Below are 24,924 nucleotides of genomic sequence, written 5' to 3'. Positions count from 1 at the left end.
CGCCATCGCCTCGCACTTCTACTAGGGAAAAGTCATCGGCCCGGGGCCGGACGACTCTGCTCGGCTCCGCCCTGACCTGGGACGGAGGCCCGCCGCGAGCGGACAGCGCTCGCCGTGGCACTCCTCGGGGGAGAGCCTGCAGCAGGGGCGGCGGGTAGGTCTGCCAGCCGCCGAAGGCGCCACACCAGCACGTCGGACATCGACTCCGCGGTGTCCAGCTCACGCCGTGAAGCGGCCTCGGTCAGCAGCGGGACCACCTCGTGTCCGGCTGCCTCTGCCTCCGCGAGCGTCGCGGCGAGCGCCGGCCAGCCGGCCTCGTCGAGGAGCCGCTGCGCGAGATCAGGAACGGCCTCCCGGACGGCGGACCCGTACCGGCGCTGGAGCGGCAGTGCGAGACGGCGACCCCGCTCCTGCAAAACGCCCAAGGGCGCCACGGCGGCGTTGCGGTAGGCGGCACGCAGGTGTTCGGCTGCCTGCCGGGCCGCCGCAGCCTGCTGAGCATGACCGTTCCTCGCATGCCAGGCCGCGGCCGTGATGACGAGGAAGAACAGCATGTCGATGACCATGGCCGTCCCGGCCCCGTCCTCCCCGCGCCCCAGGGCAGGACCGCCCCGGACGAGGTCGCGCGCCGCCTGACGCAGGACACGGTCCTGTTGCCGTTCGGCACGGATGTGCGAGCGCGACGCCCGCTCGAACGCGGATGCCGCATCGCCGAGTTCACGCCGGGTGTGAGCAGCGCTCGTCTTCGCCAGAGCGTCGAGGAGTTCACCGGCATCGGCGATCTGCGCGGCTGCCGCGCCGTCATCGCCCTGGTCGATGACGAGCAGGGCCGTCCAAACCGCACCACTCGCCGTGCGTCGGGCCTGGGAGGGGGCCGGCCGTTCAGCGCCGCCGTGTCCGGCTCCACGGGGATGCTCGGCCGCGGTGTCGTCCGCAGCCCCGTCGCTTCCGTACCGCTCGCGGATCCTGGGAAGGGAGAGGTCGGGGGCCAGCTTGGCGCCAGCGTAGAAGATCGGTTCACCGTCCTTGTTCCGGTCGTCCGGCAGGGCGACCTTGTAGCCGAGGAGATCACCGCTCGGGGCGACACGGCGTACGACGAGAAGACCGGAGGCGTCGAGCCGGTCGAAGAACTCGGCGTCGCTCGCGGCCCCGGCCACCGCGCGGCGGACCGTCTCGCGGAGCTCCTCACGGGGCGTGCGGGTGCGCCCGGTGCGTTCTGCCTTGTGGCGCTCGGCGCTGGTCGGTCGCTGCGCAGCGGTCTTGTCGCCGGGGTTGAGGCGGCGCAGACCGTAGTCAGCTTCGATGAGGCGCGCCTCAGCCTGAGAGCGGGCAGCGTCGTTGTGGAGACGGGGCTTGCGGCCGTCCTCGCGGACGGTCGTGGCGATGATGTGGATGTGGTCGTCGGCATGACGTACGGCCGCCCAGCGGCAGGCCGCGGGATCGTCACCTGCGGCGATCCCCGTTGCGGCAACCATGCGTCGGGCGATGTCCGCCCATTGCTCGTCGCTCAGGACGGGGTCCTCCGGGGCCGCGCGCACGGACAGGTGCCACACGTGCTGGTCCGGTCGCCGGCCGGAGGGAAGCGCGTCTACGGGCTGGTCGAGCAGCTGTTGGAGCTCCTTCAGGGTGGCCTCGGTGTCACGGCCGGGATCGGGGGCGAGGCTGTCCCAGGCCGCGACCAGGTGGGGGTCGGTGTGCTCTTCGTGAGTACCGGGTCCGTAGAGGTAGTGGAGCAGGCCGATCGTCCGGCTTCCGCGCTTGTGGACTCTGGGGATCATGGCAGCGCCTCAGCGCTCGATCAGCTGTTGCGTGACGGCTTCGAGGCGGCGTGCCGCGAGACGGACCGCGTCGAGGGCAGCACTGGTTTCGGGGGTGTCGCCGCCGGAGTTGAGGATGCGGGCGATCTGGTTGATGTTGTTGCCGATGTAGCCCAGGTGCCGGCGGGCGGCGAACAACTCTGAGACGACTTCACGTTCGGAGGCGATCTCCGCTGCCGTCTTGTGGATGTCGCGTGCTGCGGCAAGGGCGGCGTGAGCGATGAAGCCGGCGACGGTAAGTCCGGCAGCGTGGGCGCCGGCGGTGATCGCTGCGAGTTCTTGGTCGTTGAGTCGGGCGTTGCGTACGTGCGGGCGCTGCCCGCGCTGGTACGGGCGGCGACGCGCTCGGGGACGGACGGGCTCGACGTGCTGACAGGCGCTGTCGTGACAGGTGTGCGGCTGCTCCTCCGACTGCGATCCGCCCTCGGTCGCAGTCCCCCCTTCTGGCGCCCCCCGGTGCCAGAAGGGGCTCCCGGTCCCCTGGGGGCCGGCTCCATTGGATACTCCGCCGACGGTGGAGTATCCAATGGGATAACTTGCTCGCCCTGAGGTCGAGTTGGAGCCTGGCCGTATTCGGTCGCCGGACGACTTCGGGAGCGGATCGGTCATCGGCGAGTGCTCCTCGCGATGCGGTCGCAGTACTGCGCCAGGGCGGCGAGTTCGAGCAGGTCCTCGGCTCCGGACAGGACCTGTACCGGTCCCATGTGCTCCCCTTGCACAAGCCATTGGCCGCTCGGCGTGGGCATGGCGGCCTGCAGATGGCCTTGGTGGACGAGGACTTCGGCCCAAGCCGAGGCAACAGCGGCGCTGTTTCGCTCTGTCGGCGCGTGGCTGCCGTGAAGGACGGACAAGGTGGCTCCTTAACGAGGATGGGCGGGACGGATCCGGAGCTGCTTCGGGATCCGCCCCACCCGGGTGCTTGGGCGTGATGAGGTGCGCGGTGGCGTCCCCGATGCTCAGCGGGTGCGCCGCTTCGGCCGGGGAAGGTGAGCGAGCTCGGGATCCTGGTACAGGACCTCTTGCAGCTCCCTGAATCGTTCGTTGCTGATCGTGAGGCGCTGCTCGCGCAGGTACGGTCCGATCACCCGCCGGGTCATTCGGCCACCGGCTAGGGCCGCATCGCGTGCGATCGGGACGAGTACCTCCAGGGGGACCGGGTCGGCGAAGGGGGCGTTGGTCTGGTCCGCCGGCCCATCACTTGCCTGTCTGCTGAGCGGGTCGAGGCCTGCCTCTGGTCCGGCCGTCGGAGGCCCCGGCACAGGATCTTCCCCGTGCTCGCGGTCTCCCGCAGTGCTTGGTCCGGCCCCATCGCGAGGGTGGGCGAGAGCTTGGTCCGCGGTGCCACCTGCATCTTTGCCCCACTGGCCGTGTTCGGGTTCGGGCTCGTTGTCCGCGCGGTTGGTTGCCGGACGGGGCCGGTGGACCGCCATGGAGGCACTGCCGTGTGCGCCACCGGACGCGGTCTGGTCCACGAGGGAAGGCGTGGTCCGGTCTCCACCTTCACCATGAGCGTCGGCCCCGGAGAGTTGGTCCACTCGCTCTTGGTCCACAGGGTCGTCCACCTTGGTCGGGCGGTCTGGTCCGGCGGCCTCTCGATGCGAGGCGACGGTCCGGGCAACAGGTTCGCCGGACCGGGCCCTCGGGTACGCCAGGCCCTCCACCCGTCTGGTCCGCGCCTGGTCCGCGGGGTGGTGTCGGGTGATGAGGATGTAGAGGTGGACCGCGCCGGCGAGCGCGAGCGGGGCGAGCGTGGACAAGACCGCCACCACCGTGTCGCCCAACTGTAGTCCGTTGGGGCTTGGAGCCTGCTGGTTGAGCCGCACCGCGTGCAGGGCATTCGCCCAGATGCTAGAGGCTGTGGCCGTGCCGAAGAGCATCCATACGTACAGCCGAGCCCGCAGGGGTGCTTCGGCGAGCACGAGCAGAGCCCTCACGCCGTAGGCGATGAAGCCGTCGACGACCAGCGGGAACAGGTAGGTCAGGAAGCCACGCACGTGGATGGCAACGGCCATCTGCTGGAGAGCGTCGTACGAAAGCGCGCAGCCGGCCGTGCCGAGAGTCATGATCGCCAGACGGTCCCATGGCCCTATCGGGGCGACATCGCGCGCGGGATCCTCCTTCACGCGGCCTCCTCGAAGGCCGTTCGAGGCTCCGAAGGGGAGGAGTCGGGGCCGGACGTGCTCGGGGTCTCCCCGGGGTTGCCGGCCTTCTGAGCGGGGGACATTTGCCGGAGCCACTGGTGGTCGCGGGCCGTCACCTCCGCTACCTGAAGCGCCATCATCTTGCGGGTGTAGTCGAGGTCGCTCCCCAGCAGCGCCGCCAGACGGTCAACACTCCAGCCGCGGACAAGGGCCTGGCGCACCACGGCGTTGCGCTCGTGGACGGACAGGGCGACGTCCCGTCCGCGGAAGATGGCCTCCACGCGGCTGTAATCCAGGCGCGCGGCGACCGTGTTGTGGAACTTGCGCCGCTCGGCGGCCGTGAGGCCGGCGCGGAAGCCCACGCGGGCGCCGCTGTCCATGGCTGCGTCGAAGCACTGCTGCCGGACGGGGCAGCCACCACAGATCGCCCTTGCTGCGGCAGTGCTCTTGCTGTTCGTGACCGTCGGGAAGAAGATCTCGTCTGCTTCGGCGATGTCCATGCCGTAGCAGGCACCGCGCTCGGTCCAGCTGCGGTCGGCGATCCCGAGCATGCCGATGGCGGGGTTCTCGTGGGTGGTGATGTATCGCAAGGCGTTGTCCTTTGGTGCTTCACGGCCGGCGCGCGGTCACCACGGTGCTGCTGCAGTGCAGCAGGGTGGCGGGTCCAGGCGGTGAGGGTTGGCAAGGGGCGCAGGCGCTGGCGTTGCGCCAGGTGCGAATGCTGGTCAGACGGCAGGTTGGGCCCGGCGCCGATCTGTTCCGGTCACGGCGATCTGCCGGCACATGCCGACGAGTCGGGAGGCGACCCGGTCACCGATCTGCTCGCGCAGGACCGGCTGGTCCGGCGGCATGCTGGTGGTGCGGACGGGGGCGAGGTTGCTCGTGATCAGCGTGGGCAGCTCGCGGTTGTACCGGTGGTTGATAAGCCGGTACGTCAGCTCCTCGGTCCACCGGGTGGTCGTGGCGGCCCCCAGGTCGTCAAGGTGCAGGACGGGGATCCGAACGAGGCGCCGCAGCATCCACTCCGGATCCACACCTTGGCGAGGGCGCATCTCGCCGTAGAGATCTGCTGCGGTGATGGACTCCCATCGCACCACGATTCCCGTGGCAATCAGCGTACGGATCGCGGCGATGGCCTCGTGCGTCTTCCCGACCCCGGTTGCGCCGAGCAGCAGCAGCGAGGGCCCCGTCGAGACCTCTCGACGGCCACCCGCTGTGGGGGCGGTCGCATTCGCCGCGACGTCGTCCACCCACTGGCGGACGCGCGGGTCCGAGACGGTCGCCTGCCGGTAGCGCGAGGGGATTCGACTCTGCGCCGCCTCCAGGGCGGGGATGGCTGCGGGAGTGTCAGCCACCGGTCGGCTGGCATCGACCCCCATCGCCGTGAAGCGTGCTCGCAGGCGGTTGACCGAGGTGGTCTCGCCCAGCGTCTGCGGGGCGGCCGTGTGGGTGCGTCGGGTCACAGGGACTCCTCGTAGACGGAGCTGTCGGTGGGGTTCTGCCAGGGCTGATAGGCGGGCCGGGCGCTGGCCCATAGCCCCGCGCCGGAGGCGGAGGCCTGCGGCGAGGCGTTCAGGGCCTCGTTGACCAGGCTCGGCAGGACACTGGCGTGCAGGCCCCTCACGCGCAGCCGCTCCAGGGCTGCCCGGATGACCGCGGGATCAAAGCCCTCCTCCAGCAGCCCCTTGACGTGCCGACCGATGTGGCCGCGCACGGTTTGCGGCACGGGTTCCTTGCAGGCGCGGACGTATTCGGCCAGCAGGTCCTTCGCCGATATCGATCCGGGGGCTGCGCCAGGCGCGGGGGCATCGCCCCCCTTAGGGAAAGATCCAGGATCCAAGATCCTAGATCCAGACGCACCCTCCTCCCGGAGTCCTCCGGGAGTGTTCCGCGAGGGCTCTCCGAGCGGCGTCTGACCTGCGTTTTTCGTGCTGACTAGGGCCGGCTGGGCGGACGGCGCGGATGGCTCCGCCTCCTGTGCGAGCAGCCCATCTCCGACGATGTCCCGGGAGTAGAGAGCCACCCCGGATTCGACGGAAACCCGTCGATCGAGGGCTCCCGGAGGCCTCCCGGCGTCTTCCGGGAGGCCTCGCGGAGGCGGCTCCGGGTTGCGCACTTCGGGCTGCGGGCAGCGGTCGGAGTCGCAGCCACCGCAGTTGTGGTGCGCCTGGTGGACCGGGCAGCGGGACAGCCGCGAGGAGGAGCGCTTGTCGATGCGCTGGTGCTTGTCCCACGACACCAGGTGCAGATTCTCCTTGCCGTCGCATCCGATGTAGCGGCAGACGACACCGACACCGACCAGCGCATCGAGGTCGTCCTCCACGGCGGTGACGTCGGGATCCCCGCGCACCATCCAGACGTGTCCGGTGATGAGGGATGCGAGGTCCTTGTGGCGCCCCGTGTCGTCGACGTGGCTGATGAGACCGAGGAAGGTGCGCTCGGCGTGGAGGCTGACCTTGGCGAGGGCCTCCGACTGGAACCACTCCGGCTTGATGGTCCGGATGCGCGCCATCAGGCAGCACTCCCGTCCAGGGAGCCGGTGCGGAGGTCGAAGGTCCTCGCGAGGGCCCAGTCCGCGCTGGGGTGGCAGCGGATGATCCAGCGGGCCGCGACATGGCCCTGGGTCCGGCTGATCCTTACGGTGTCGCCGGTGGCGTTCGTGGCCCGGACGTCGAGGTGCGGCCAGGCGGTCCGGCCGTCCATCAGCTTGACGCGGACCTGGGCGGCCTGCGGCAGCATCCGCTGCAGACGCTCCGCCAGCTTGCGGGCCCGAAGGGTCAGCGGTTCCGCGCAGGCCTCGACTGATGACCTTTCGCGCAGGGGTGTGGACATGCGAGACTCTCCCGTGAAGTAATCCGCACCGTGTTCCGTGGAAAGTGGGCCGGTGCGGTGTAGGTAGGTGACCTCAAGGGCTCTTGCTGGAGCCCGAGGCAATCTGCACTCGGCGCCATACTCGGCGCCGGACAGTCGGCGCCGGGAGTTGCTGCTCTCCGGCGCCGTTTCTGTGTGCCTAGCCGCTGCCTTCGTGCGGCTCGCGCTGTGTCCTCACGGATCCTCCCCCTGGTCTGGCATGCCCTCCGGGCCTGTGCCCGGCGGGTTCGACAACAAGCTATGCGGACACCTCCGCAAGGTCTAGACATAGCTATAGAACTGGTGTAGTTCGCTCCAGCACCCCACTGAGCAGCGCAAACCCACCTTGCGGTGGCGTCTGTACTCGGCCTCGCTACTTCGTCGGCCGGACTCGTGGACTGAGAGCTTCACGCCGTGGCGAGCGCTGCGAGAGCATCCGGTCTTTCCCCACCGCGGGTGGAGCGGCTGTCCGAGGGGCGGCGGCTCGCTGACGTACTGGGGGCGGAAAGGGCCGTAGGGCACGGCGAGCACCAGTTGCGTACTGAATCGGGGGAGTGCGCTGCGTAATGCGCTTAGCGGTCACGGCCAGAGCGGAAGTGGATAGCCGACCATCGCCGACGCGGCCTTTCATGATCATTACCTCTCCCGCGCGTGCGCCCTGAATCGCACAATCTGTTGAACTGCCTGTTCAGGATGATTTAAGCCCGGCTGGCAAGTCTCGTCAACGCAACGCGGACCGAGATCATTTAGCGGGTTGCCTACGCACATAATGGCGAGAGATCTCGTCAACTGGCCCTGGGCTTTGGGTGCATGGCCAGGGGCGACGAAGCGTATGGACGGTGCACGTAGGCCCGAGTTGAGCGATATCGAGAATCGGCAATCATTTGCCGATTCTCTGCCCGATTCGCCCCTGATCATCCACTACGCGCCCCCGGAAGGGTGCCCTACTGGCCGGCTTGCGCCGACGTGGCGTCGGTCACAAGGAATTGCCGGGTCCCCGACGCGCCTGCGGCATCGCGATCGTCGCCATGGGGGAGTCGGGGCGTAATCCAGGGGACTTCGACCTCATTCTTCGGGCAGCAAGTCCTCGCACCAAAGTCGAGCCATCATACTTTTGGCCCGAAACCAACCAAGATGCGTGAAGTGTTCCTATATGTCGAATATCGTTGTGACGTGAGCGCTCGGGGGCGACCTACGTGTCGCCAAAGCTCGCATTCGATAGCCATCGGAGGGCTGCCGAATGTCTATTGCTGCCCAAGTGAGGTGCCGTGACAGAACGAGATGTCGATCCGAACTCGGACGAGGGCGGGGATGGTGAGTCGGCTCCGGTCGATGATCCGGAGTCGACGCCCGGTCAGGTGATGGGTCTTGCTGGCCTCCTCAAGGCGTGGCGCGCTGCGGCCGGCGCCCGTCGCGGGCGAACCATCACGCAGAAGGAGGCCTGCGCCGCTGTCGGCCGGTCCGTGCGCTGGTACGGCGACCTGGAGCGTGGGGCCGTCCCTACCAAGCTGAACGCCGAGCAGCGTGAGGCGCTCGCCAAGTTGTTCATGCTTGGGCGAGACGAGCGTCGTGCGCTCATGCTGCATAGCCTTGGAGGGTTGCAGGATGAATCTGATTCCCGCCGTCCCGATCCGAGTGTGAAGAGGGCCCTGCAGCTATTCATCGATCAGCAGATGCCTAGCCCCGCCTATCTCAGTAACGGTAACTGGTCCATTCTGGCCTACAATCACATGATGGCTGAATGGTGGCCGTGGGTAACTGAACCCGAAGCGAACCTCATGACGTGGGCTCTTCTCTCACGCGAGGCTCGCGTTCAATACGCTGACTGGGAAAAACATGCGGAAGTATATGTCCGCCTGCTCAAGTATGCGGTGATGAATCGCCCCAACGATCGCGCGCTACTGAGGCTCATTGCCCAGGTCTGCGCCGATCCGGATGTAAGGCATATCTGGGACACGCGTAATGCCTTGGGGGCCGACAGGGACGGCGACGTTTTCCATATGAATGTGCCGGCTCTGGGTGAGACGGTCGAAGTTGTAAGTCATGTACTTTTTCCGGCGAGCCTTCCCGAGTGTCGGCTTGTTGTCATTACTTGGCTCCAGGGTGACGAAACGGATAACCACCGCTTCGACGCGCTCGGAGGCGAGCGTGACGCGTGGGCCAAGGGTCCTGCCCGAGACTGGGTGCGCCCTCCCGCGCTTCCACAGCGCACGGTCCGATGCCGGACGCAGGAGGAGGCCGCGGCTTTGGCTGGCGAGGGTGGGGTGCGTCTGCCTGCTCTGAGCAAGCGGGTCGGCCCGGGGGTGCGGCTGACGCTTGCACCCTCGACTAACTCTGTAATTTGGGCGACTAGAGAAAACGAATACTGGGCGGCCGCAGAGTTTGATGCTCCGGCTGTGTTGGCTCGATTCCCCGAGACCAGGGACGGGGATGCTGTTACGGAACTGGACGCCATGCGGCGTACTTCCTTGGCCTGCCGACAGGCGAAACCCTCTGCCGAGCGGCCCCGGTCGTTCCGGCAATGGCAGCCACTCCTCGTTAGTAGGACCCCTGTCTGCCGGCAGGTCCAGGGCGGGACTGGCTGAGAGAAACCTGCTGGGTGACGCGAGCAGATTCCGTGAACCGCCTGGCCAGCTTGCACCGAGTGGACTTTGTCCCCGAATTCAGCAGCCTCTCTTCGGCTGAGCATCCTCAACCCTCTTGGGAGATACCGTGCCCCGCTTCACCTACCTGTGTCCCATTCGCTGGTCTGATATGGACGCCAATAATCACGTCAACAATGCTGTCTACCCGCGCTACCTCGAAGAGGCGCGCATGAACATGTTTAAAGAGCTCGTTCCCAGTGACCCTGGCGAGCGCCTCGCGAAGAACTTCTTCTTGTCTGAGCAGTGGATGAAATTCTCGCGGCCGCTCGTGTACAGCACAACCCCGGTGTCTATCGAGGCGTGGGTCACCGACCTGAAAGGTGTGGCTTTCGAGCTGGCCTACGAAATTAAGGATGTTGGCGGTCTGTACGTGGCCGCTACCTCCAGGATGGCTGGCTACGACTCTGTGGCGGGGCGGGTTCGGCGCTTTGATGAGGCGGAGCGCGCTGTTCTCAGTGGGTTTCTCGACGAGAGGTAAATGAACGTCGGCGTCGCCCGTCCGTCACTCGGAGTGCTTATCGGCGGCGAGTTCGAGTAGAGGGTTTTCCATCGTCGGCTGCCGCGCCCCGTAGTCCGTTGGCGCACAGTTGTTTGCCAGACAGAAGCCCAGCCCTCTCTCTGGGGAGAGGGCTTCTTGCGTTCCAAGGGTTCGGTTCTTCTGCCATCGGTGTGGCGCTCGATGCTGTCGGCCAGGGTTTTACGCGGCTGCTCTGGCCTTGGCGACCGCCTGCGCAAGCAGGCCTGCGGCTCGCGTGATCTCCGCGGTCGTGGTGTCCCGGCCAACCCCCAGACGCAGGGTGCGGCGTGCCTGGGCGCGGTTGAGGCCTATGGCCGTGATTGCGTTTCCCGCCGTCCTCGGTCACACCGCGAAGGAGACCTCCCCGTGCCGGGCCACCGGGGAGCCGGTCCGCCTCACCGTCACGCCCACGGGCCCATCGTCGTGGAGCCGGCCGGCGCCGTCGTCTCCCTGCTCATCCCCGGCGCGCCGTCCTCGGTCCGCGCATCCTTCTGCGACCAGGTCCACTTCTTTGCCAGCGCCGACGCCGCGAAGGACTGGCTCGCCGAACACCCCGGCGCCCAGAAATCGGACAGCCCGTCGTCGAGCAGATCCTCTCCGCGCGAGCGCCATCCGGCCGCTGTTGACAGGCGACTTCGGCGCCTGTCAACTCCGCGCCGAGCCGCGGTGGCGCTGCCCGATATGCCTGCGTACGGTCTTGGCCGTGCCGACGGCGGCGCAGCGCAACGGCAGTGAGCAGCAGCGTGACGAAGGCCGCGGACATCACGGGGGACGCCGATGCCATCCAGCAGGCTGGCGATGAACTGCTGAACGGTGCTGGCGGCGTCGAAGACGGGGTCGGTGGTCTGAAGGTCGAGCAGAACGCGGATCTCGTACCAGCCGTAGTACGCGACGCATCCGCCGACCAGGGGCAGCAGGGCACACAGCCGAGGCGGGAGTCGACCGAGCCGAGGTGGCGCAGCCGGCCCATGCGGGCGGTGCGGGTGAGCGCGACGGAGAGTGTGCCGGCGCCGACGATCAGGCCCGTTCCCACCGCGTACGCCGTGAACAGGGTGATGCCTTCGAGAGTGGAGCCGCTGCGGAATGTGGAGACCACGATGGCGAGGTCAGGGCGAGGGGCAGTTCGGACACCGCGGTCAGCCCACGAGCGGGGTGAGCTTGTCGGCGAGTCCCTTGCCGGCGGGGAGATTGCCGGTGAAGGCGGTCTTGCCGTCCTTCTCGAGGATCACGTAGAAGCTCTGCTGAGTGATTTTGAACTTCTTCCAGATTTCCCCGGCCTTGTTGGACAGGTTCGGGAAGGCACCGACCCTCGTGTTGGTGACGAAGTCCCTCATTGCCTGCGACTTGTCGAGTCCGGCCACCCCGATGACGTTCGCCTTGCCCTGGCATTGGGTGGCGACCCTGGCGGTTTCGGTCCCCTGGGCTTTGCAGGTGGGGCACCACGGGGCCCAGAACCACAGCACGGTGGACTTGCCCGCCAAGGTCGCTGCGTCGAAGGCCGGCCTTCCGCGGTCGTGCCGGTGAATCGCAGCGCCTCGGGGGCCCGCAGAGGTCCCCGGCTGCGCACCGGCCGACGCGGAGGAGCCGGAGGCCGCGGGACGGGCTGTATCCGCCGCACCTTGGGAGGAGACGTTGTCCTGAGCGCCGCAACTGGCCAGGGTCAGTGCGGTGGCGGCCATGAGGCCGGGGAGGATGAGGCGGGCACGCATGGAAGGGGTAGATCCTGGAGGTCGGGGTCGGCTGAACTGTGGGCCGGGCGGCGGGCCGTGTCGGTGGGGAGGGTGCTTACGGTTCGGTGACTGTGCCATCCTCGTCGTCGAGTCCGGGGACCAGCCGGGCCACGTCCTCGTCCTTGACGTGCCGAAGGCCGGCATCGGAAGCGGCGCCCGGATCGCGGACAGTGCGGCCGTCGAGGGATCTGCCTGACAGTCCGAGCGCGTGTCATCGAGGTACCCGCGCGACGGGCACCGCCCCGGTTCCTGGGCGAGGCGGAGACCGCCTGCGTGCGGGCACTTGCCCGCGGGTGCCCTTTCCGAGAACTCGAGCAGTTCGGCTATCTCGGGGGACGGACAGGTAGACGTCGGCGGCTATCGTGCCCCGGTTCGCCCCAGCTCGGCCAGCGTTGCGGCGAAGCGGGTGTGCGGGGCCTCGGCCGCCACCAGTCGCGCATCGGCCGCGGTGTCAACGTCGCGCATCACTGGTAGATCGCGCACCACCAGCCCGGCGTCGGTGAGTCGCTGCCGCTGCACGGCGCCGATCTCGGGTGAAGACGTGGGGACTCCGCGTACCAGCTCCGGATCGGGCTCGGCCAGGCCCAGCGCCCAGAAGCCGCCGTCGACCGCCGGGCCGAACCACGCGTCGCAATCCTGCCAGGCGTCCGCAGCCAGGGCCGGGGCGAGGTCGTCGGGGGTGACTTGCGGGGTGTCCATGGCGATCAGTACGGCAGGTTCGGAACACAGCCCGAAGGCTGCGGCCAGCCGTTCGCTCAGCGGGCCGGTGCTTTGCGCCACCACCTCGATTCCCGGCGGCAGCCAGCCGCCGGGGGCGCCTTCGAGTACCAGAACACGCCGCCGTACCGGCGCCGCGGCGACCATCGCGAGAGTGTCGGCGAGCGCGGCCTCGGCGAGGCGCGCGGCTTCCGCAGGCGAGTAGGGCGGGGTGAGCCGGGTCTTTACTCGACCGGGCACTGGCGCCTTGGCGATGACGAGCAGCGTGGTCACCGGGCACCTGCCCCGGGTGCGGCCACCGGCGGCTGCGCGAGCACTGCGTGCATGTCCTGCACGGCCTGCCAGGTGCCACGCCAGGTCCCTGTGACCTTCGACCTCCCGGTCCGGCGCCGATACGGAACATCGAGTTCGCAGACCCGCCAGCCCGCGTCGGCGGCGCGGACAACCATCTGCAGGGGATAGCCGCTTCGCCGGTCAGTCAGAGCGAGGGCGAGCAGGGGCTCCCGCCGAGCCGCACGCATCGGCCCCAGATCGTGCAGTCGCAGCCCGGTACGCCGGTGCACCATCCGGGAGAGCGCCAGATTGGCGGCCCGGGCGTGCACGGGCCAGGCCCCACGCGTCTGCGGCCGCCGTCGGCCTAATGCCAAATCAAACCGGTCGTCCGCCACTTCGCCTACCAGGGCGGGCAACAGGCTGGGATCCAGCGAGGCGTCGCAGTCGCAGAAGCAGACGATGTCCGCGTCCGCAGCCAGCAGCCCGGCGTGACAGGCGAAGCCGAAGCCGCCCCGCGGCTCGTACACCACCGTGGCGCCGAGCGCCGCGGCGATCTCAGCGGATCCGTCGGACGAGCCGTTGTCTACGACGATCGGACGCCAGTCGGGCGGGATGCGCTCAAGGACCCAGGGCAGGGCCACGGCTTCGTTCAGGCAGGGGAGTACGACGTCCACCGTCAGCTGGTCCTTACGAAGCACGGACATCTTGGGCCTCCGAGTCTCGCGGTCTGCTGCGCGCAAACTCCGCCATCCCCTCGGCGAAACCGGTCTGGGCCGACCAGCCCAGCTCGTCGGCCAGCCACTGCGAGTACGCGGTGATGTGCCGTACGCAGCCCAGCCGGTACGCGCAAGTGACCACGGGGTCTGGATCGCCGTGATCCGGGGCCGGCGGCGTGTGGCCCCCGCTGCCGGGCAGGGCGCGTCGGACCGTGGTCTCCCGGCGAAGCCGTGTGTCCTTGAACCATGGTCCTTCCCTGCCGGCGACCTCGCATCCCGTTCTTGCTTCGTCCCGGCTGGGCTCCGGGTGGTTTTGCGGGGCACGCGGCGTCGTGAGTCAATGGATCTACGGCATCGGATGAATTTCTAGCTCCGTGATGCAAGAACGAAGGTCCTCGGCATGGACGTGACCAACGAGTCCGTGATACACGGTGCAGAGCCCCTGGGATCTTCCCGGCTTTCCCGTGTGCTGCTGGCTGTCTGCCGTGTTGTCGTCGGTCTGCTGTGGATTCAGAATCTTGCGTGGAAGCATCCGCCGGACTTCGGCAACAAGTCCGTCCCGTCGCGTGACCTGTACGCCTGGACGCTGAACGGGACCGAGCATGAAGTCTTCGCTCCGTGGGCGTGGCTGGTCGATCACGTGATCATCCCCCATTTCGCGGTGTTCGCCTGGGGTGCCTTCGCCGTCGAGGCATGTCTCGGCGCGTTTCTGCTGGTGGGCCTGGCGACCCGGTTCTGGGCACTGGTGGGGCTGGCGCAGACGACCGCGATCACATTCTCGGTCCTGAACACGCCGAACGAGTGGTTCTGGGCCTACTTCCTGATGTACGTCGCGCACCTGGCGCTGCTGGCCACCGCCGCGGGCCGCGCCTACGGCGTCGATGCTGCGCTGCGCCCCCTCTGGAGGCAGCGCCGCGGCCGGTTCTCACGCCTGCTGCTGGTCGCGTCGTAACGGTTCGAGGAGGCAGCCGGTGAAGGCACCATCCGCAGCGACGGCAAGGACAGCGGCCGGTCTGGGACTGGGAGCCGCGGCGAGCACCGTACTGGGGATCGCGGACGCGCCCCCATGGGAGCTCGTCACGCTCGGCGGGACGGGCACGCTGGTCGTGTTGGTCCTGGCTTGCCTGACGGTCGCCGCGGGGCTCTCGGGGGTGCGGGTGCTGATCGTCCTGGCCGGGGCAGGGTTCCTTGCGGCCGCCGTCCTGCAGCTGGTCCAGATCGGGTGGACCGATACGAACCTGCTCGGCGGCGACGGCTCGACCGTGGCCCTGCTCCTCGCTTTCGCCGTGGGTCTGCTCGCTCTCGGCTTTGCCCCCGTGCCACAGACCCGCGCACCTGCCCCTACCGCCCCTACGGCATCTTCCCCAGGAAGGCCTGGTTCCCCATGAACCTGGACAGCACGCTGAAGCCGGTTCTGACCGTTGCCGGCGAGCACGCCGCCCACGTGGACGCGGATGGCCGTTTCCCCGTGGAGGCGGTGTCGGCTCTGGCCGCCTGCGGCCTGCTGGGCCTGACCCTGCCCGAGCGGGGCGGAGGGCTGGGCGCCGGCCCTCAGGAGTTCGCCCATGTCACGGGCGAGCTGGCGGAGGTCTGCGGTTCGACAGCCATGGTCTACCTGATGCACGTCTGCGGTGCCATGACGGCGCTGGCCGCCCCACCGCCCGGGCTTCCCTCCCTGACGGCGGACCTGGCCGCCGGCCGGACACTGGCCACCCTGGCGTTCAGCGAGCCCGGTTCCCGTTCGCACTTCTGGGCGCCGATCTCCCAGGCCAAGCGCAACGGCGGCGAGGACGTGCGGTTCACCGCGGACAAGAGCTGGGTGACCTCCGCCGGTCATGCGGGGCTGTACGTCACCTCCGTACTCTCGGCGGACGATCCGGGCACGGTCGACCTGTACGGGGTGGAAGCGGGCATGCCGGGCGTGAGCGTCACGGGCTCGTTCCGGGGCCTTGGGCTGAGAGGCAACGCCTCCGCGCCGATGCGGTTCGACGTCACGGCGCCGGACGCGACACGTCTCGGCCCGGCCGGCGCCGGGTTCGCACTGATGACCGAGACCGTCATGCCCTGGTTCAACATAGGCAACGCAGCCGTCTCCCTGGGCCTGGCCCGGGCCGCCCTGAAGGCGGCCGTGCAGCACACCAGCACCGCCAGACTGGAACACACCGGCCAGACACTGGCCGAGCTGCCCACGATCCGCGCCCGGCTGGCCCGCACCTCGTTGCAGCTCGAAGCCGCAACCGCCTACCTGCGCACGGCAGCGGCAAGTATCGCCGCCCCCGACGAACACACCCCCCTGTACGTCCTCGGGGTCAAGGCCCTGGCCAACGACACCGCGCTGACCGTCACCGACGACGCCATGCGGGTGTGCGGCGGCGCCGCGTTCTCCCAGCACCTGGCCATCGAACGGTTCTTCCGCGACGCCCGGGCAGGCCACGTCATGGCCCCCACCGCGGACGTGCTCTACGACTTCTACGGCAAGGCCATCACCGGCCAGCCGGTATTCGGCTGACCCCGCACGACACGAGCACCAAGGGAGAGGAGAAGGCCATGGAACCGCTGGTAGTAGGTGCGGTGGCATACACCCCCAACGTCGTGCCCATCTGGGAAGGCATCCGCGACTACTACCGCACAGCCCGCCTCGGCATGGACTTCGTCCTGTTCTCCAACTACGGCCGCCAGGTCGACGCCCTGCTGGCCGGCACCATCGACATCGCCTGGAACACCAACCTGGCCTGGGTACGCACCGTACTCCAGAGCGGCGGCCACGCCACCGCGCTCGCCATGCGCGACACCGATCTGGCATTCCGCAGCCACCTGGTCTGCCGGGCCGGAGCCGGACTGCGCGGCCCCGCGGACCTCAAGGGGCGACGGCTGGCACTGGGAAGCCGTGACTCCGCGCAGGCGGCGATCCTGCCGCTGCACTATCTGCGCCGCGAAGGCATCACCGACGGTGACGTGGAACTCCTGCGCATCGACAGCGACCTGGGAAAACACGGCGACACCGGCCGCAGCGAACTGGACGCCATCCGGGCCGTCCTCGACGGCGACGCCGACGCCGCCGCGATCGGCATCACCACCTGGGAAGCCATCGGACGCGACGAACTCATGCCCGGCGCCCTGGAATCCTTCTGGACCAGCCCCGCCTACTGCCACTGCAACTTCACCGCCCTCGACACCCTCGATCCGGCCCGGACCGAAGCCTGGACCGCACACCTGCTGGCCATGGACTGGGACAACCCCGACCACCGCCGCATCCTGGAACTCGAAGGACTCACCCGCTGGGTGGCCCCCGAACTCGACGGCTACACCGACCTCTTCCAAGCCGTCGAAGAACAGGACATCGCACCCCGATGGTGATCCTCGAACTCATCGAGAAAACCTCCGCCCTGGCGGAGGGAGACACCATCACGATCCCACTCCACTCGCCGGACGAAGCCGACCTGGCCGCAGCATGGTGCGCCCGCACCGGCAACACACTCATAGCCGCCGACCACACCAGCGTCACGATCCGGCGAGGACGCCCGGCGGATCCGATCTCAGACCTTCCCGCCGACCGCCGCCCCGGCGCACGCCTGTGGCTCTACACCAACTTCGACTGCAACCTCGCCTGCGACTACTGCTGCGCACGCTCCTCGCCCAAGGCAGAGCGACGCGCCCTCGGAGTGGACCGGGTACGGGAGATCGCGAAGGCCGCCCCCGCCGCCGGAGTCCGCGAGATCCTGCTCACCGGCGGCGAACCGTTCATCCTTCCCGACCTCGGCCAGATCGTCGCCGACTGCACCGCCGCACTGCCCACCACCCTCCTCACCAACGGCATGCTCTTCCGCGGACACCGGCTCCAGACACTTCAGGCCATGCCTCGCGACCGGCTCACCCTCCAGATCAGCCTCGACTCCGCCACCGCGGACCTCCACGACGCCCACCGCGGCAAGGGCACGTGGGCCAAGGCAGTCGCCGGCATTCACACCGCCCTCGATGAGGGCTTCATCGTGCGGGTAGCCGCCACGCTCACCACCGATGACCGCAGCGAGGAGAACGAGCTCCGGTCCTTCCTCGATTCGCTGGGCATCCCGCAACGGCACCAGGTGGTCCGGCCCCTCGCCCGCCAGGGCGCCGCCGACAGTGGCCTGGAACTCACCGTGGAAACGCTGATACCCGAGGTCACCATCACCGCCGAAGGCGTCTACTGGCATCCAGTCGGAGCCGACAACGACGAACAGCTCGTCACCCGCGACATCTTCCCGCTGGACTCCGCCATCGCCCTCGTACAGGAGCAGTTCCGCGCGCATCGAGCCACAGCGGACGCCGCCGCCCGCACGTTCCCCTGCGCATGACCCCATACCAGCCACGAGCCCTCTGCTCTCGCACCGGCGGCCAGAAATCCAGTGGGGCCGCCGTCGGGTAAGGCGGGCCAGCCCGGCCGACGGGGCGTAAGCTGCCTCCCGTCGGCCCCGGTGCCGCCCTCCTCCCCCGCGGCGCACCACCGAGGCCGATCTGCGTGGACCGCCGAAGCCCACCGCTTCCGGGACGCGATGCGGCCAGCCCCGGCACCAATCCGCATCCGCGGCCGCCCGCGCGGTCAACGCACTGGCGCCCGGACCGACTCAGACGGCTTCGGCGAAACAGAACATCCCCGACCAGCTCTACAGGGTGCGGTTCCGCGTACCGCTCCCCTCGTGTCCGTCCTCGCTCTGCCCGCGGCGGGTGCGGCGGCGCAGCAACAGGGCGGCGAGCAACAGCACTGCGAACAGGGTGGCGACGGCGGGGATGCCGATTGTGTCGAGGGTGTCGGCGAGGGCGCGCTGGATGGTGCCGGCGGCGTCGACGAGCGGGTCGGTGGTCTGGGGGTCGCGCAGGGTGCGGATCTCGTACCAGCCGTAGTAGGCGACGTACGCGCCCACCAGCAGGAGCAGTGCACCGCCGAGCCGGGTGGCGACGGAGCCGATGCGGCGCAGCCGTCCCACGCGTGCGGAGCGGGTCAGGGCGACGGAGAGGGCCGCTGCGCCGACGATGACGCCCATTCCGGTCGCGTAGGCGGTGAAGAGTACGACGCCTTCGAAGCCGGATCCGCTGCGGAACGCGGAGACCACGATGGCGAGGAAGGGGGCGATGGTGCAGCCGAGCGAGGCTATGGCATACGCGGCGCCGAAGAGGGCCATCGAGGGTATGGAGCGGGTCACGGTCGGCGCGCGGCGGAGTTTGGGCAACAGGGAGGGCAGGTCACGCCCGGTCAGGAGCCAGCCGCCGACGGCAGCGAGCAGGACACCGAAGACGATGGTGAACCAGGGCAGGTGCTCCTGCACTTGACCGGCCACGGGTGCGACGGCCAGGCCGAACAGCGCGAATACGGCGGCGAAGCCCGCGGTCATGGCGGCTGTGGCGGCCAGCGCGCGGCCGACGGCCGCGGTGCGGGTGGGGCTGTCGTCGCCGAGGACGAGCAGGGAGAGATAGGCCGGGAGCAGGGCGAAGCCGCACGGGTTGACCGCGGCGAGCATCCCGGCGGTGAGGGCGAGGGCGAGGGGCAGATCGGACATGATGGCGGGTCAGCCGACGAGCTTGGCGACCTTGTCGGCCAGCCCCTTGCCTGCGGGCAGGTTCCCGGTGAAGACCGTCTTGCCGTCCTTGTCGAGGACCACGTACACGCTCTGCTGCGTGATCTCGAACCTCTTCCAGATGTCTCCGGCTTCGTCGGACAGGTTGGGGAAGGCGCCGACACCGGTGGAGGTGACAAATTCCTTCATAGCAGCCTGCTTGTCGAGGCCGGCCACCCCGACGACGTTGGCCTTGCCCTGGAACTGCTCGGCGACCTTGGCGGTCTCGGGTCCCTGGGCCTTGCACTTGGGGCACCAGGGGGCCCAGAACCACAGCACAGTGGGCTTGCCCGCCAGGCTCGTCCCGTCGAACGGCTTGCCGTCGACGGTCGTACCCGTGAAGCGCAGCGCCTCGGGGACGGCCGTCGGAGCCGGAGCGGACGGATCGGCTCCTGCGGTGGAGGGGGCGCTGCTTGCCGTGGAATTGGACGTGCCCGCGGCGCCGCCGGCGGGCGTGGCCGTGTCCGAGCCGCACCCGGTCAGGGTGAGTGCCGCGGCGGTGAGGAGTGCGACGGGCAGGAATGAGCGGGCACGCATGGTGATGGCTCCAGTTGTCGGGGTCGGACCTGAAATGTAGATCGCTCCCACCGGCTGGCGGGGCCTGGGGCCGCTTACGGTTCGGTGACGTCAGCCCGCGTGGTCGCCGAGGCGTTCGGCGTCCAGGACGGTGATGCGTCCACGCGCGAGGCGGATCAGTCCCTGCCCGGCGTAGTCGCGCAGGACTGGTGGTGGTTTCCCGGGAGGTGCCTGCGAGGGCTGCGATCTGCTGGTGGGTGAGGGCGATCTGGGCGCCGCGGGCGCCCAGCATCCTGGGGCGGGTCTCGGCCGCGAGGGTCAGCAGAGTGGCGCGATGCGCTGGGGCACGGTTTTAGAGACGCTGTCCGACAGGCGTTGTTCGAGGTCGGCGAGGCGCCGACCGAGGATTTCGGTGATGCGGGCGGAGATCCGCGCGTCGGAGAGCAGGAATCGATGGACGTCGCTGCGGCTCATGACGCAGACGGTGACGTCCTCGAGGGCTTCGGCGAAGTTGTCGTACATGCGCTGCCCGAGCAGCACCATCTCGCCGAAGATCGTGCCGGGGGAGATGATCGCCGTGGTCAAGGCGCGGCCCTCGGCGGAGACCCGGAAGACGCGGACGCGGACGCGGCCCCCCTTGAGGATGAAGAGCACCTCGGACGGCTGAGTGGGCGTGTAAAGGAGTTCGCCCGCGCTGTGGGTCTTCATGGGGGCCGCGGCGGCGATGGCGTCCATCTCGAGGTCGTTGAGATCGTTCCCGTCCGTCTGACCGGGCACGACGCGCCCCGCCGACGTCCACCGGGCGGCCAACACGGCGTAGACCGTCTCGTTGGCGGGGAACGAGGCGGTCTCTCCCGCGCGGACGGCCTGGTTGATGACGGGGCACCGGCCGCGCCGTCATCGTGGTCCCACCAACGCGCACACGCCCTTGGAGGTCACCGGCGGCCGGTCCGGCGCTGGACGAGGGCGGCGCGAGCCTGACGGCTCGTCGAGCAGCAGCGAGAACTCGGCCAGCGCGATGCGCTGCACAGCCTCGGCGGTGGCCGGCTCGTCGCCGGTGCGAGTGCGGCCGCGCCCAGGGCGGGCAGCCCCGCGCGCTCGTGCTGCTCGTGGGGACCGTCGTTGCCGAGGGCGGCCAGGACCTGGCGCCAGAGCCCGCTCATGCTGCGCGCCCATCGGGTGGCGCCGGGACAGCCGCCGCCCTGGCGTCCGTGGGCGTTTCCTCCTGTTCTTCCTCGTCGCGGTGCACCCCGAGGGGGCCGGGCATTGCGGGGACGGCGCCGAGAACGGAGGAGCCTTTCGCGCGGTACCGGGGGCGTAGATCACGGGGTCTCACGCCGCGGCACGGCGGAATGCGCGAGGCACGAGGCGCGCCTCGTAGTGGCTACCGGGATTTACGGGCCCGTATGAGGGCTTCTCGGGTCCGGTGTCCGGGATGGAGGAAGGGAAGCGCGTGTTGATCACCACGGAGGTCCAGCGTTGCGGAAGCACGCTCCTGGTCGGCGTCAGTGGGGATCTTGACGCGGCCGCCGCGTCGCTGCTCCAGCAGGCACTGGAACAGGTCACCGTGCATGAGCGGGTCCTCATGATCGATGTTCATCGTGTCGTGTTCATGGATTCCGCTGGCCTGCTGCTGCTTTTGGACCTGCACCGGCGGGCCGAGTGCCTGGGCCTGCGGGTTCTTGTCGTCGGCTGGCAGTCGCAGCCCCAGCGGCTGATGGCACAGGTCGCCGGGATGCCGGGGCCTGGTTCTTCCACGGGTGAGCGTTTCGCGCTGGCGGGTTTTCGCCGCCTGATCGAGGAGCGGGCCCAGCGCGAGAACCTCGCGGACTGCGGGGACGCCCTTCCTCACCCTTAGCGGGACAGAAGGGGCCCGTCCGGGAGAGCAGGCGGCCGGTGTCCGGTCCTCGCCGTGTGCGGGGTGCGGCCGGATACCGCGCTCTGCCGCAGCGTGCGGCGCAGCAGACGCGTCGGTGCCGGACGGTTGCCCGCGCCCTGCCGAGCCTGGTCGAGATCGTCGATGAGATCCAGGAGCCACAGGGGCTGGCGCTGCCAGTTGTAGGCGAAGAAGGCGATGCTGCGGCCATCAACGTAGGCGGCGAGGCCGAGGAGGCGGTGCAGGCCGGTGGCGTCGATGAACGTCAGGCTGCGCATGTCGCAGGCCACCACGGCGACCTGGTCGTCCAGGGCCGTCCACACCCGGGCCATGGCCGGCCCCGAATCCATGTCCAACTCTCCCGCCGGGGTGAGGTGCAACGTCGGACCGTAGCGCCGGATCGCGATGTGGAAGTCGCTCTGCATGCTGTCTCACCTCGCCACCACGGGTGGTCCGATGCGCTGCCGGCCCCAACGGCCGGGCGATGTCCCGCTTCGATACTCGCCCCGCCCCGCACCCGGTTGCAAGCCCGGCCCAGCAGGCCCTGCGGCGACCCGTACGGGCCGCCCCGCGCGATGCGCCCGGCTAGGTGCGGGCACATGACAGGACCCGGCCGGGTGACTACGGGCCCGGCCGGGTCCTGCGTGCGTGAGCGTGACAGTTTGAGCGTGGTCAGTGCTCTTCGTCGCGCTTCTCGTCGTCATCGTGCTCGCGCGTCATCTCGTCTGGGCGGCGGCGCTTGAGCTCCTCGGGGCTCTTGCCCCGGGTTCCCTCCTGGCCTGCGCCGGGGTGGACGGGGTCCTGCCCCTCGCGGCGCAGGCGCTCCTGCTCCTCGCGGCCCTTGCCCGGTTCCTGGCGCTTGTCCTGCATACCGCCCATGACGGCGACTCCTCTGTGACGCGTGACGGAAGGATTCCTCCCCTCCACGCTGACACGCAAGGTGACACTTCGCACCATTTGTATCACCGGTTGAGGTGGGCGGGTGATGCCGGGACATGGGCGGCGGCGTGCGTACGCCGCCGACGATGTGCCGTGCCGGCTCCAGGTCCCTCCGGCCTGCGCGGCGGGCTTTGAGGTGGTGAAGTTGGTGGTAGCCGCGGGCATCGCCAACGACGGGTGCGCGCAGCTCCATGACGTGGCGTATCGCTGAGTCTTGGCGTGGCAGGGCCCCATGCGGGGCAGCCTCGTGGAGTTCCACGCCGTGAGAGGGCTTGAAGGTGGAGCGACACCCGTTCACCGCGGTCGCGTCGCCCCAGAGCACGGCGTGCTTTCGATTGTTCTTCACTTCACCAGCAGCCATGAAGGAGTCAGGAACCCATGACCCGGACAGTCAATACCACGACAAGCACTGCCGCTCTCTCGCAGGCTGCCGCCACGCCACCCCAGGTCCGTACGGACGTGAGCGGGCGGGCAAGCGGGACGGCCGACGCGCAGGCCCGCACGGCAGCGGATCGGGGAGTGGGGGTGTTCGCCCTGCACGGGTTCGCCGTCGGCGAGCGGGTGCTCGAAGGGGTCATCGAGACCGAACTCGACCGCAACGACGCCCACGCCTCACAGATCGGCGAGCACCGCTTCGTCCGGCACGCCGGCCTGATGCCGTTAGTCAACCACTCCTGCGACCCCAGTTGCGGAATCGCGGTCAACGCACACGGCGCGCACGATCTGATCGCCCGCCGCGCCATCGCAGAGGGCGAGGAGATCACCTTCGACTACGCCATGCGAAACCACACCATCGACCACTTCCCCGCGCGCTGCCGGTGTGGCACTGCCTACTGCCGTGACACCATCACCGGCTGGAAGGATCTGCCCACCGAGCGCAGGGACGCATACCGCGGCCTGATCGCCCCCTACCTGCTGGAGATGGAAGCGCACCCGAGCACGCCGGGCCAGTAGCGGTACGGCCCGTGGCGCCGGTGGTGCCCGGAGCGGCACACGCCGAAGCGGTCGAGCGAGGCGGTGCGCGAGCTGGTGGCGCACGTGCGCACGATCCGGTGGGTCGGGCCGGGCAGCGCCCAGTGGAAGGCCAGGCGGCAGGGCTGACGCTGCGAGGGCCGTACGGCGATCGGCCGGAGTTCGGGTACGGGCCGGATTCGCGGCCGTTGTGGACGGTTCGTGACCGGGATGCGGAGCGTGCGTGATCGGCGACAAGCAGAAGGCACTGGCCGAGCTGGGTGAGGTGATCCCCGTGGTGTGTCCACACCACAGGGATCACCTCAGGTACACGTTCCGCGCGCGCAAGTCGCAGGACAAGCAGGGCAGACAGTTCCTGTCCTTCGAGCCTGCGATCAGCAAGGACGCCTTGAAGAGGATCAGTGGGGAAGTGCGTGGCTGGCGACTCCACCGCCGATCCGACCTCACCTTCGTCGAGCTCGCCCGACGGATCAATCCGATCGTGGCGGGCTGGATCAACTATTACGGCCGTTTCTACCCAGCGGCCTTGATCCCCCTTCTGCAACGCATCAACGCCTACTTGGTGCGCTGGATCCGCAAGAAGTACAGGCGGCTCGCGGCGCTGCGTGAGGCCCTTCGGAAGATGCGGGAGATCGCCCAGCGGTACCCCCGCATGTTCGTGCACTGGAAGGTGACCGCCGCAGCGTCTTCGGGCTGGTGATCAGGATGGCAAGAGCCGTGTAAAGAGAGATCTTTACGCACGGTTCTGCGAGAGCCGGGGGGCGAAATTCCCCCCGGCTACTCGACTCTTGTCCGGTACTCGCAGCTGGCTGACGGTCTGCCCGCCGCCGGAGACAGCGGCGAGCAGGTGCGCGGCCGGGCCGGTGCCGATGCGTGAGCCGCGGGCGGTCTTGCCGTCCACGGCCAGGCTTTCGGCGGTGGACGGGTCGGCGCCGAGCAGGTCGGCAAGTCCCCCGGGACACACGGCGAGCAGGACTCGCCGGATGGTCGAGGTGCTGGGCGCACGGCGGACAGCGAGCGTGCCGGCTCCGCGGATGCCGAGCCGGGCGAGGGCGTCCTGGGGTGCGTTGCGGGCCCACTGGCCGATCGCGAAGTAGGAGCGAGCTCCGGCCAGGACCGCGCAGGCGGCAGTCAGCAACACCGACACCAGCGGGTGACGGCGTCCACGGCGCTTGCGCGGGTCGGGCAGTGTCCGCAGCCGGCCGTCCAACTGCGGGACCTCACGGTGTTGACGCGTGGGCGACTTGATCAGGCAGACAGTGGCAGACTGACGGCACATCGAAGCTCCGGGTGTTCAGGGCGACTTGAGAGGTCACCCCGTCAACCGGAGCTTCGTTGCGTTCGTAGCGATGTCTCGACGGATCGTCACCCCGTTGTGACCAGCACTTCCACATGATCACCAAGACTTTGAATCAGCCCTGCCCCCGGACCGGTCATACCATACGAATCAACGACCCGCGAAGTACGGGACTAGACTGCTCAAGAGGGGCGGGGTGCCGGGCAGGGCTGTTGCAAAGTCTTTTGGTCTTGGATCGTTGCTGGTCAGGAGAGGCCGAGGAGTTCGAGGGGTCGTCGGAAACAGTCGTAGGACATCTCGCGGAGGCTGGCCGCGATGTTCGTGTGG

At 68.9% G+C, this 24,924-nt stretch carries 28 protein-coding genes; 11 read left to right on the top strand and 17 right to left on the bottom strand.

Features of this window, described 5'->3' with window-relative positions; translation table 11 throughout:
- Positions 1–32: 32 nt before the first annotated feature.
- From OTB20_RS36075 to OTB20_RS36045, 7 genes are all read right to left on the bottom strand, one after another.
- Positions 33–1,778 (bottom strand): relaxase/mobilization nuclease domain-containing protein, encoded by a 1,746-nt coding sequence (locus OTB20_RS36075; RefSeq protein ID WP_267824143.1) that lies wholly within the window; start codon positions 1,776–1,778, stop codon positions 33–35.
- A 9-nt stretch (positions 1,779–1,787) separates the two neighbouring features.
- On the bottom strand, positions 1,788–2,426 hold the full coding sequence (locus OTB20_RS42945) for a plasmid mobilization protein (protein WP_420716555.1): 639 nt from the start codon (positions 2,424–2,426) through the stop codon (positions 1,788–1,790).
- Between the two features lie 347 nt (positions 2,427–2,773).
- Positions 2,774–3,880: a DUF2637 domain-containing protein gene (locus OTB20_RS36065; protein ID WP_420716556.1), complete on the bottom strand. Its 1,107-nt coding sequence runs from the start codon at positions 3,878–3,880 to the stop codon at positions 2,774–2,776.
- 56 nt (positions 3,881–3,936) lie between these two features.
- Positions 3,937–4,548, bottom strand: coding sequence for a WhiB family transcriptional regulator (locus OTB20_RS36060; RefSeq protein WP_267824139.1), 612 nt, complete (start codon positions 4,546–4,548; stop codon positions 3,937–3,939).
- 135 nt (positions 4,549–4,683) lie between these two features.
- The gene (locus OTB20_RS36055; RefSeq protein ID WP_267824137.1) at positions 4,684–5,421 is read right to left on the bottom strand and encodes an ATP-binding protein; all 738 of its coding nucleotides are present in this window, start codon (positions 5,419–5,421) and stop codon (positions 4,684–4,686) included.
- Complete coding sequence (locus OTB20_RS36050) at positions 5,418–6,470, bottom strand: hypothetical protein (protein WP_267824135.1); 1,053 nt, start codon at positions 6,468–6,470, stop codon at positions 5,418–5,420. The genes OTB20_RS36055 and OTB20_RS36050 overlap by 4 nt, the downstream gene beginning before the upstream one ends.
- Positions 6,470–6,790 (bottom strand): transcriptional regulator, encoded by a 321-nt coding sequence (locus OTB20_RS36045; RefSeq protein WP_267824134.1) that lies wholly within the window; start codon positions 6,788–6,790, stop codon positions 6,470–6,472. Before OTB20_RS36045 ends, OTB20_RS36050 begins: the two co-directional genes overlap by 1 nt.
- Before the next feature lie 1,286 nt (positions 6,791–8,076).
- Between OTB20_RS36045 and OTB20_RS36040 the strand changes: the two genes are divergently transcribed.
- The 3 genes from OTB20_RS36040 to merB all read left to right on the top strand — a co-directional run bounded on the left by OTB20_RS36040 (position 8,077) and on the right by merB (position 10,705).
- Positions 8,077–9,393, top strand: a complete 1,317-nt coding sequence (locus OTB20_RS36040; RefSeq protein WP_267824133.1) for an XRE family transcriptional regulator — start codon at positions 8,077–8,079, stop codon at positions 9,391–9,393.
- 127 nt (positions 9,394–9,520) lie between these two features.
- A complete protein-coding gene (locus OTB20_RS36035; protein ID WP_267824131.1) occupies positions 9,521–9,931 on the top strand; it encodes an acyl-CoA thioesterase in 411 nt (136 codons plus the stop codon).
- Between the two features lie 201 nt (positions 9,932–10,132).
- On the top strand, positions 10,133–10,705 hold the full coding sequence (gene merB, locus OTB20_RS36030) for an organomercurial lyase (RefSeq protein ID WP_267824181.1): 573 nt from the start codon (positions 10,133–10,135) through the stop codon (positions 10,703–10,705).
- A 401-nt stretch (positions 10,706–11,106) separates the two neighbouring features.
- On the opposite strand, the gene OTB20_RS36025 is transcribed toward merB, so the two are convergent.
- The 3 genes from OTB20_RS36025 to OTB20_RS36015 form a co-directional block, all read right to left on the bottom strand.
- Positions 11,107–11,679: a redoxin domain-containing protein gene (locus tag OTB20_RS36025; RefSeq protein WP_267824129.1), complete on the bottom strand. Its 573-nt coding sequence runs from the start codon at positions 11,677–11,679 to the stop codon at positions 11,107–11,109.
- 378 nt (positions 11,680–12,057) lie between these two features.
- Positions 12,058–12,690: a TIGR04282 family arsenosugar biosynthesis glycosyltransferase gene (locus OTB20_RS36020; RefSeq protein ID WP_267824127.1), complete on the bottom strand. Its 633-nt coding sequence runs from the start codon at positions 12,688–12,690 to the stop codon at positions 12,058–12,060.
- Positions 12,687–13,394, bottom strand: coding sequence for a glycosyltransferase family 2 protein (locus tag OTB20_RS36015; RefSeq protein WP_267824125.1), 708 nt, complete (start codon positions 13,392–13,394; stop codon positions 12,687–12,689). The genes OTB20_RS36020 and OTB20_RS36015 overlap by 4 nt, the downstream gene beginning before the upstream one ends.
- A 412-nt stretch (positions 13,395–13,806) precedes the next feature.
- Between OTB20_RS36015 and OTB20_RS36005 the strand changes: the two genes are divergently transcribed.
- Genes OTB20_RS36005 through OTB20_RS35985 form a run of 5 tightly spaced genes read left to right on the top strand, consistent with a single transcriptional unit; the run spans position 13,807 to position 17,740 of the window.
- On the top strand, positions 13,807–14,358 hold the full coding sequence (locus OTB20_RS36005; RefSeq protein WP_267824123.1) for a TQO small subunit DoxD: 552 nt from the start codon (positions 13,807–13,809) through the stop codon (positions 14,356–14,358).
- A 19-nt stretch (positions 14,359–14,377) separates the two neighbouring features.
- Positions 14,378–14,794: a hypothetical protein gene (locus OTB20_RS36000; protein WP_267824121.1), complete on the top strand. Its 417-nt coding sequence runs from the start codon at positions 14,378–14,380 to the stop codon at positions 14,792–14,794.
- Positions 14,791–15,915, top strand: coding sequence for an acyl-CoA dehydrogenase family protein (locus OTB20_RS35995; RefSeq protein ID WP_267824119.1), 1,125 nt, complete (start codon positions 14,791–14,793; stop codon positions 15,913–15,915). Before OTB20_RS36000 ends, OTB20_RS35995 begins: the two co-directional genes overlap by 4 nt.
- A gap of 38 nt (positions 15,916–15,953) precedes the next feature.
- Positions 15,954–16,763: a phosphate/phosphite/phosphonate ABC transporter substrate-binding protein gene (locus tag OTB20_RS35990; protein ID WP_267824118.1), complete on the top strand. Its 810-nt coding sequence runs from the start codon at positions 15,954–15,956 to the stop codon at positions 16,761–16,763.
- Complete coding sequence (locus OTB20_RS35985) at positions 16,757–17,740, top strand: radical SAM protein (RefSeq protein ID WP_267824117.1); 984 nt, start codon at positions 16,757–16,759, stop codon at positions 17,738–17,740. The genes OTB20_RS35990 and OTB20_RS35985 overlap by 7 nt, the downstream gene beginning before the upstream one ends.
- Before the next feature lie 309 nt (positions 17,741–18,049).
- On the opposite strand, the gene OTB20_RS35980 is transcribed toward OTB20_RS35985, so the two are convergent.
- From OTB20_RS35980 to OTB20_RS35965, 4 genes are all read right to left on the bottom strand, one after another.
- Entirely contained in the window at positions 18,050–18,940 is an 891-nt protein-coding gene (locus OTB20_RS35980) for a cytochrome c biogenesis CcdA family protein (protein ID WP_267824116.1), read from the bottom strand.
- Between the two features lie 9 nt (positions 18,941–18,949).
- Positions 18,950–19,534 (bottom strand): redoxin domain-containing protein, encoded by a 585-nt coding sequence (locus OTB20_RS35975; protein ID WP_267824115.1) that lies wholly within the window; start codon positions 19,532–19,534, stop codon positions 18,950–18,952.
- A 297-nt stretch (positions 19,535–19,831) separates the two neighbouring features.
- Positions 19,832–20,290 (bottom strand): Crp/Fnr family transcriptional regulator, encoded by a 459-nt coding sequence (locus OTB20_RS35970; protein WP_267824114.1) that lies wholly within the window; start codon positions 20,288–20,290, stop codon positions 19,832–19,834.
- 158 nt (positions 20,291–20,448) lie between these two features.
- The gene (locus OTB20_RS35965; RefSeq protein ID WP_267824113.1) at positions 20,449–20,676 is read right to left on the bottom strand and encodes a hypothetical protein; all 228 of its coding nucleotides are present in this window, start codon (positions 20,674–20,676) and stop codon (positions 20,449–20,451) included.
- Between the two features lie 272 nt (positions 20,677–20,948).
- Here OTB20_RS35965 and OTB20_RS35960 point away from each other — a divergent pair, with 272 nt between their 5' ends.
- On the top strand, positions 20,949–21,371 hold the full coding sequence (locus OTB20_RS35960; protein ID WP_267824112.1) for an STAS domain-containing protein: 423 nt from the start codon (positions 20,949–20,951) through the stop codon (positions 21,369–21,371).
- Here OTB20_RS35960 and OTB20_RS35955 read toward each other — a convergent pair.
- Positions 21,368–21,814, bottom strand: coding sequence for an STAS domain-containing protein (locus OTB20_RS35955; protein ID WP_267824110.1), 447 nt, complete (start codon positions 21,812–21,814; stop codon positions 21,368–21,370). The two genes, OTB20_RS35960 and OTB20_RS35955, sit on opposite strands and share 4 nt — an antisense overlap.
- 247 nt (positions 21,815–22,061) lie before the next feature.
- Positions 22,062–22,268 (bottom strand): hypothetical protein, encoded by a 207-nt coding sequence (locus OTB20_RS35950; protein WP_267824108.1) that lies wholly within the window; start codon positions 22,266–22,268, stop codon positions 22,062–22,064.
- Positions 22,269–22,706: 438 nt separating this feature from the next.
- On the opposite strand from OTB20_RS35950, the gene OTB20_RS35945 reads away from it, so the two are divergent.
- Both OTB20_RS35945 and OTB20_RS35940 read left to right on the top strand, forming a co-directional pair.
- Positions 22,707–23,282: an SET domain-containing protein-lysine N-methyltransferase gene (locus OTB20_RS35945; protein ID WP_267824106.1), complete on the top strand. Its 576-nt coding sequence runs from the start codon at positions 22,707–22,709 to the stop codon at positions 23,280–23,282.
- Positions 23,283–23,523: 241 nt separating this feature from the next.
- A complete protein-coding gene (locus OTB20_RS35940; RefSeq protein ID WP_267824104.1) occupies positions 23,524–24,000 on the top strand; it encodes a group II intron maturase-specific domain-containing protein in 477 nt (158 codons plus the stop codon).
- A gap of 33 nt (positions 24,001–24,033) precedes the next feature.
- Here the strand turns inward: OTB20_RS35940 and OTB20_RS35935 are convergent, their stop codons facing one another.
- Positions 24,034–24,579, bottom strand: coding sequence for a transposase family protein (locus OTB20_RS35935; protein WP_267824103.1), 546 nt, complete (start codon positions 24,577–24,579; stop codon positions 24,034–24,036).
- Between the last annotated feature and the right edge of the window lie 345 nt (positions 24,580–24,924).

The organism is Streptomyces sp. H27-H1, from assembly GCF_026627445.1.
GTDB lineage: Bacteria > Actinomycetota > Actinomycetes > Streptomycetales > Streptomycetaceae > Streptomyces.
This window is presented reverse-complemented; position numbering and strand designations above follow the sequence as displayed.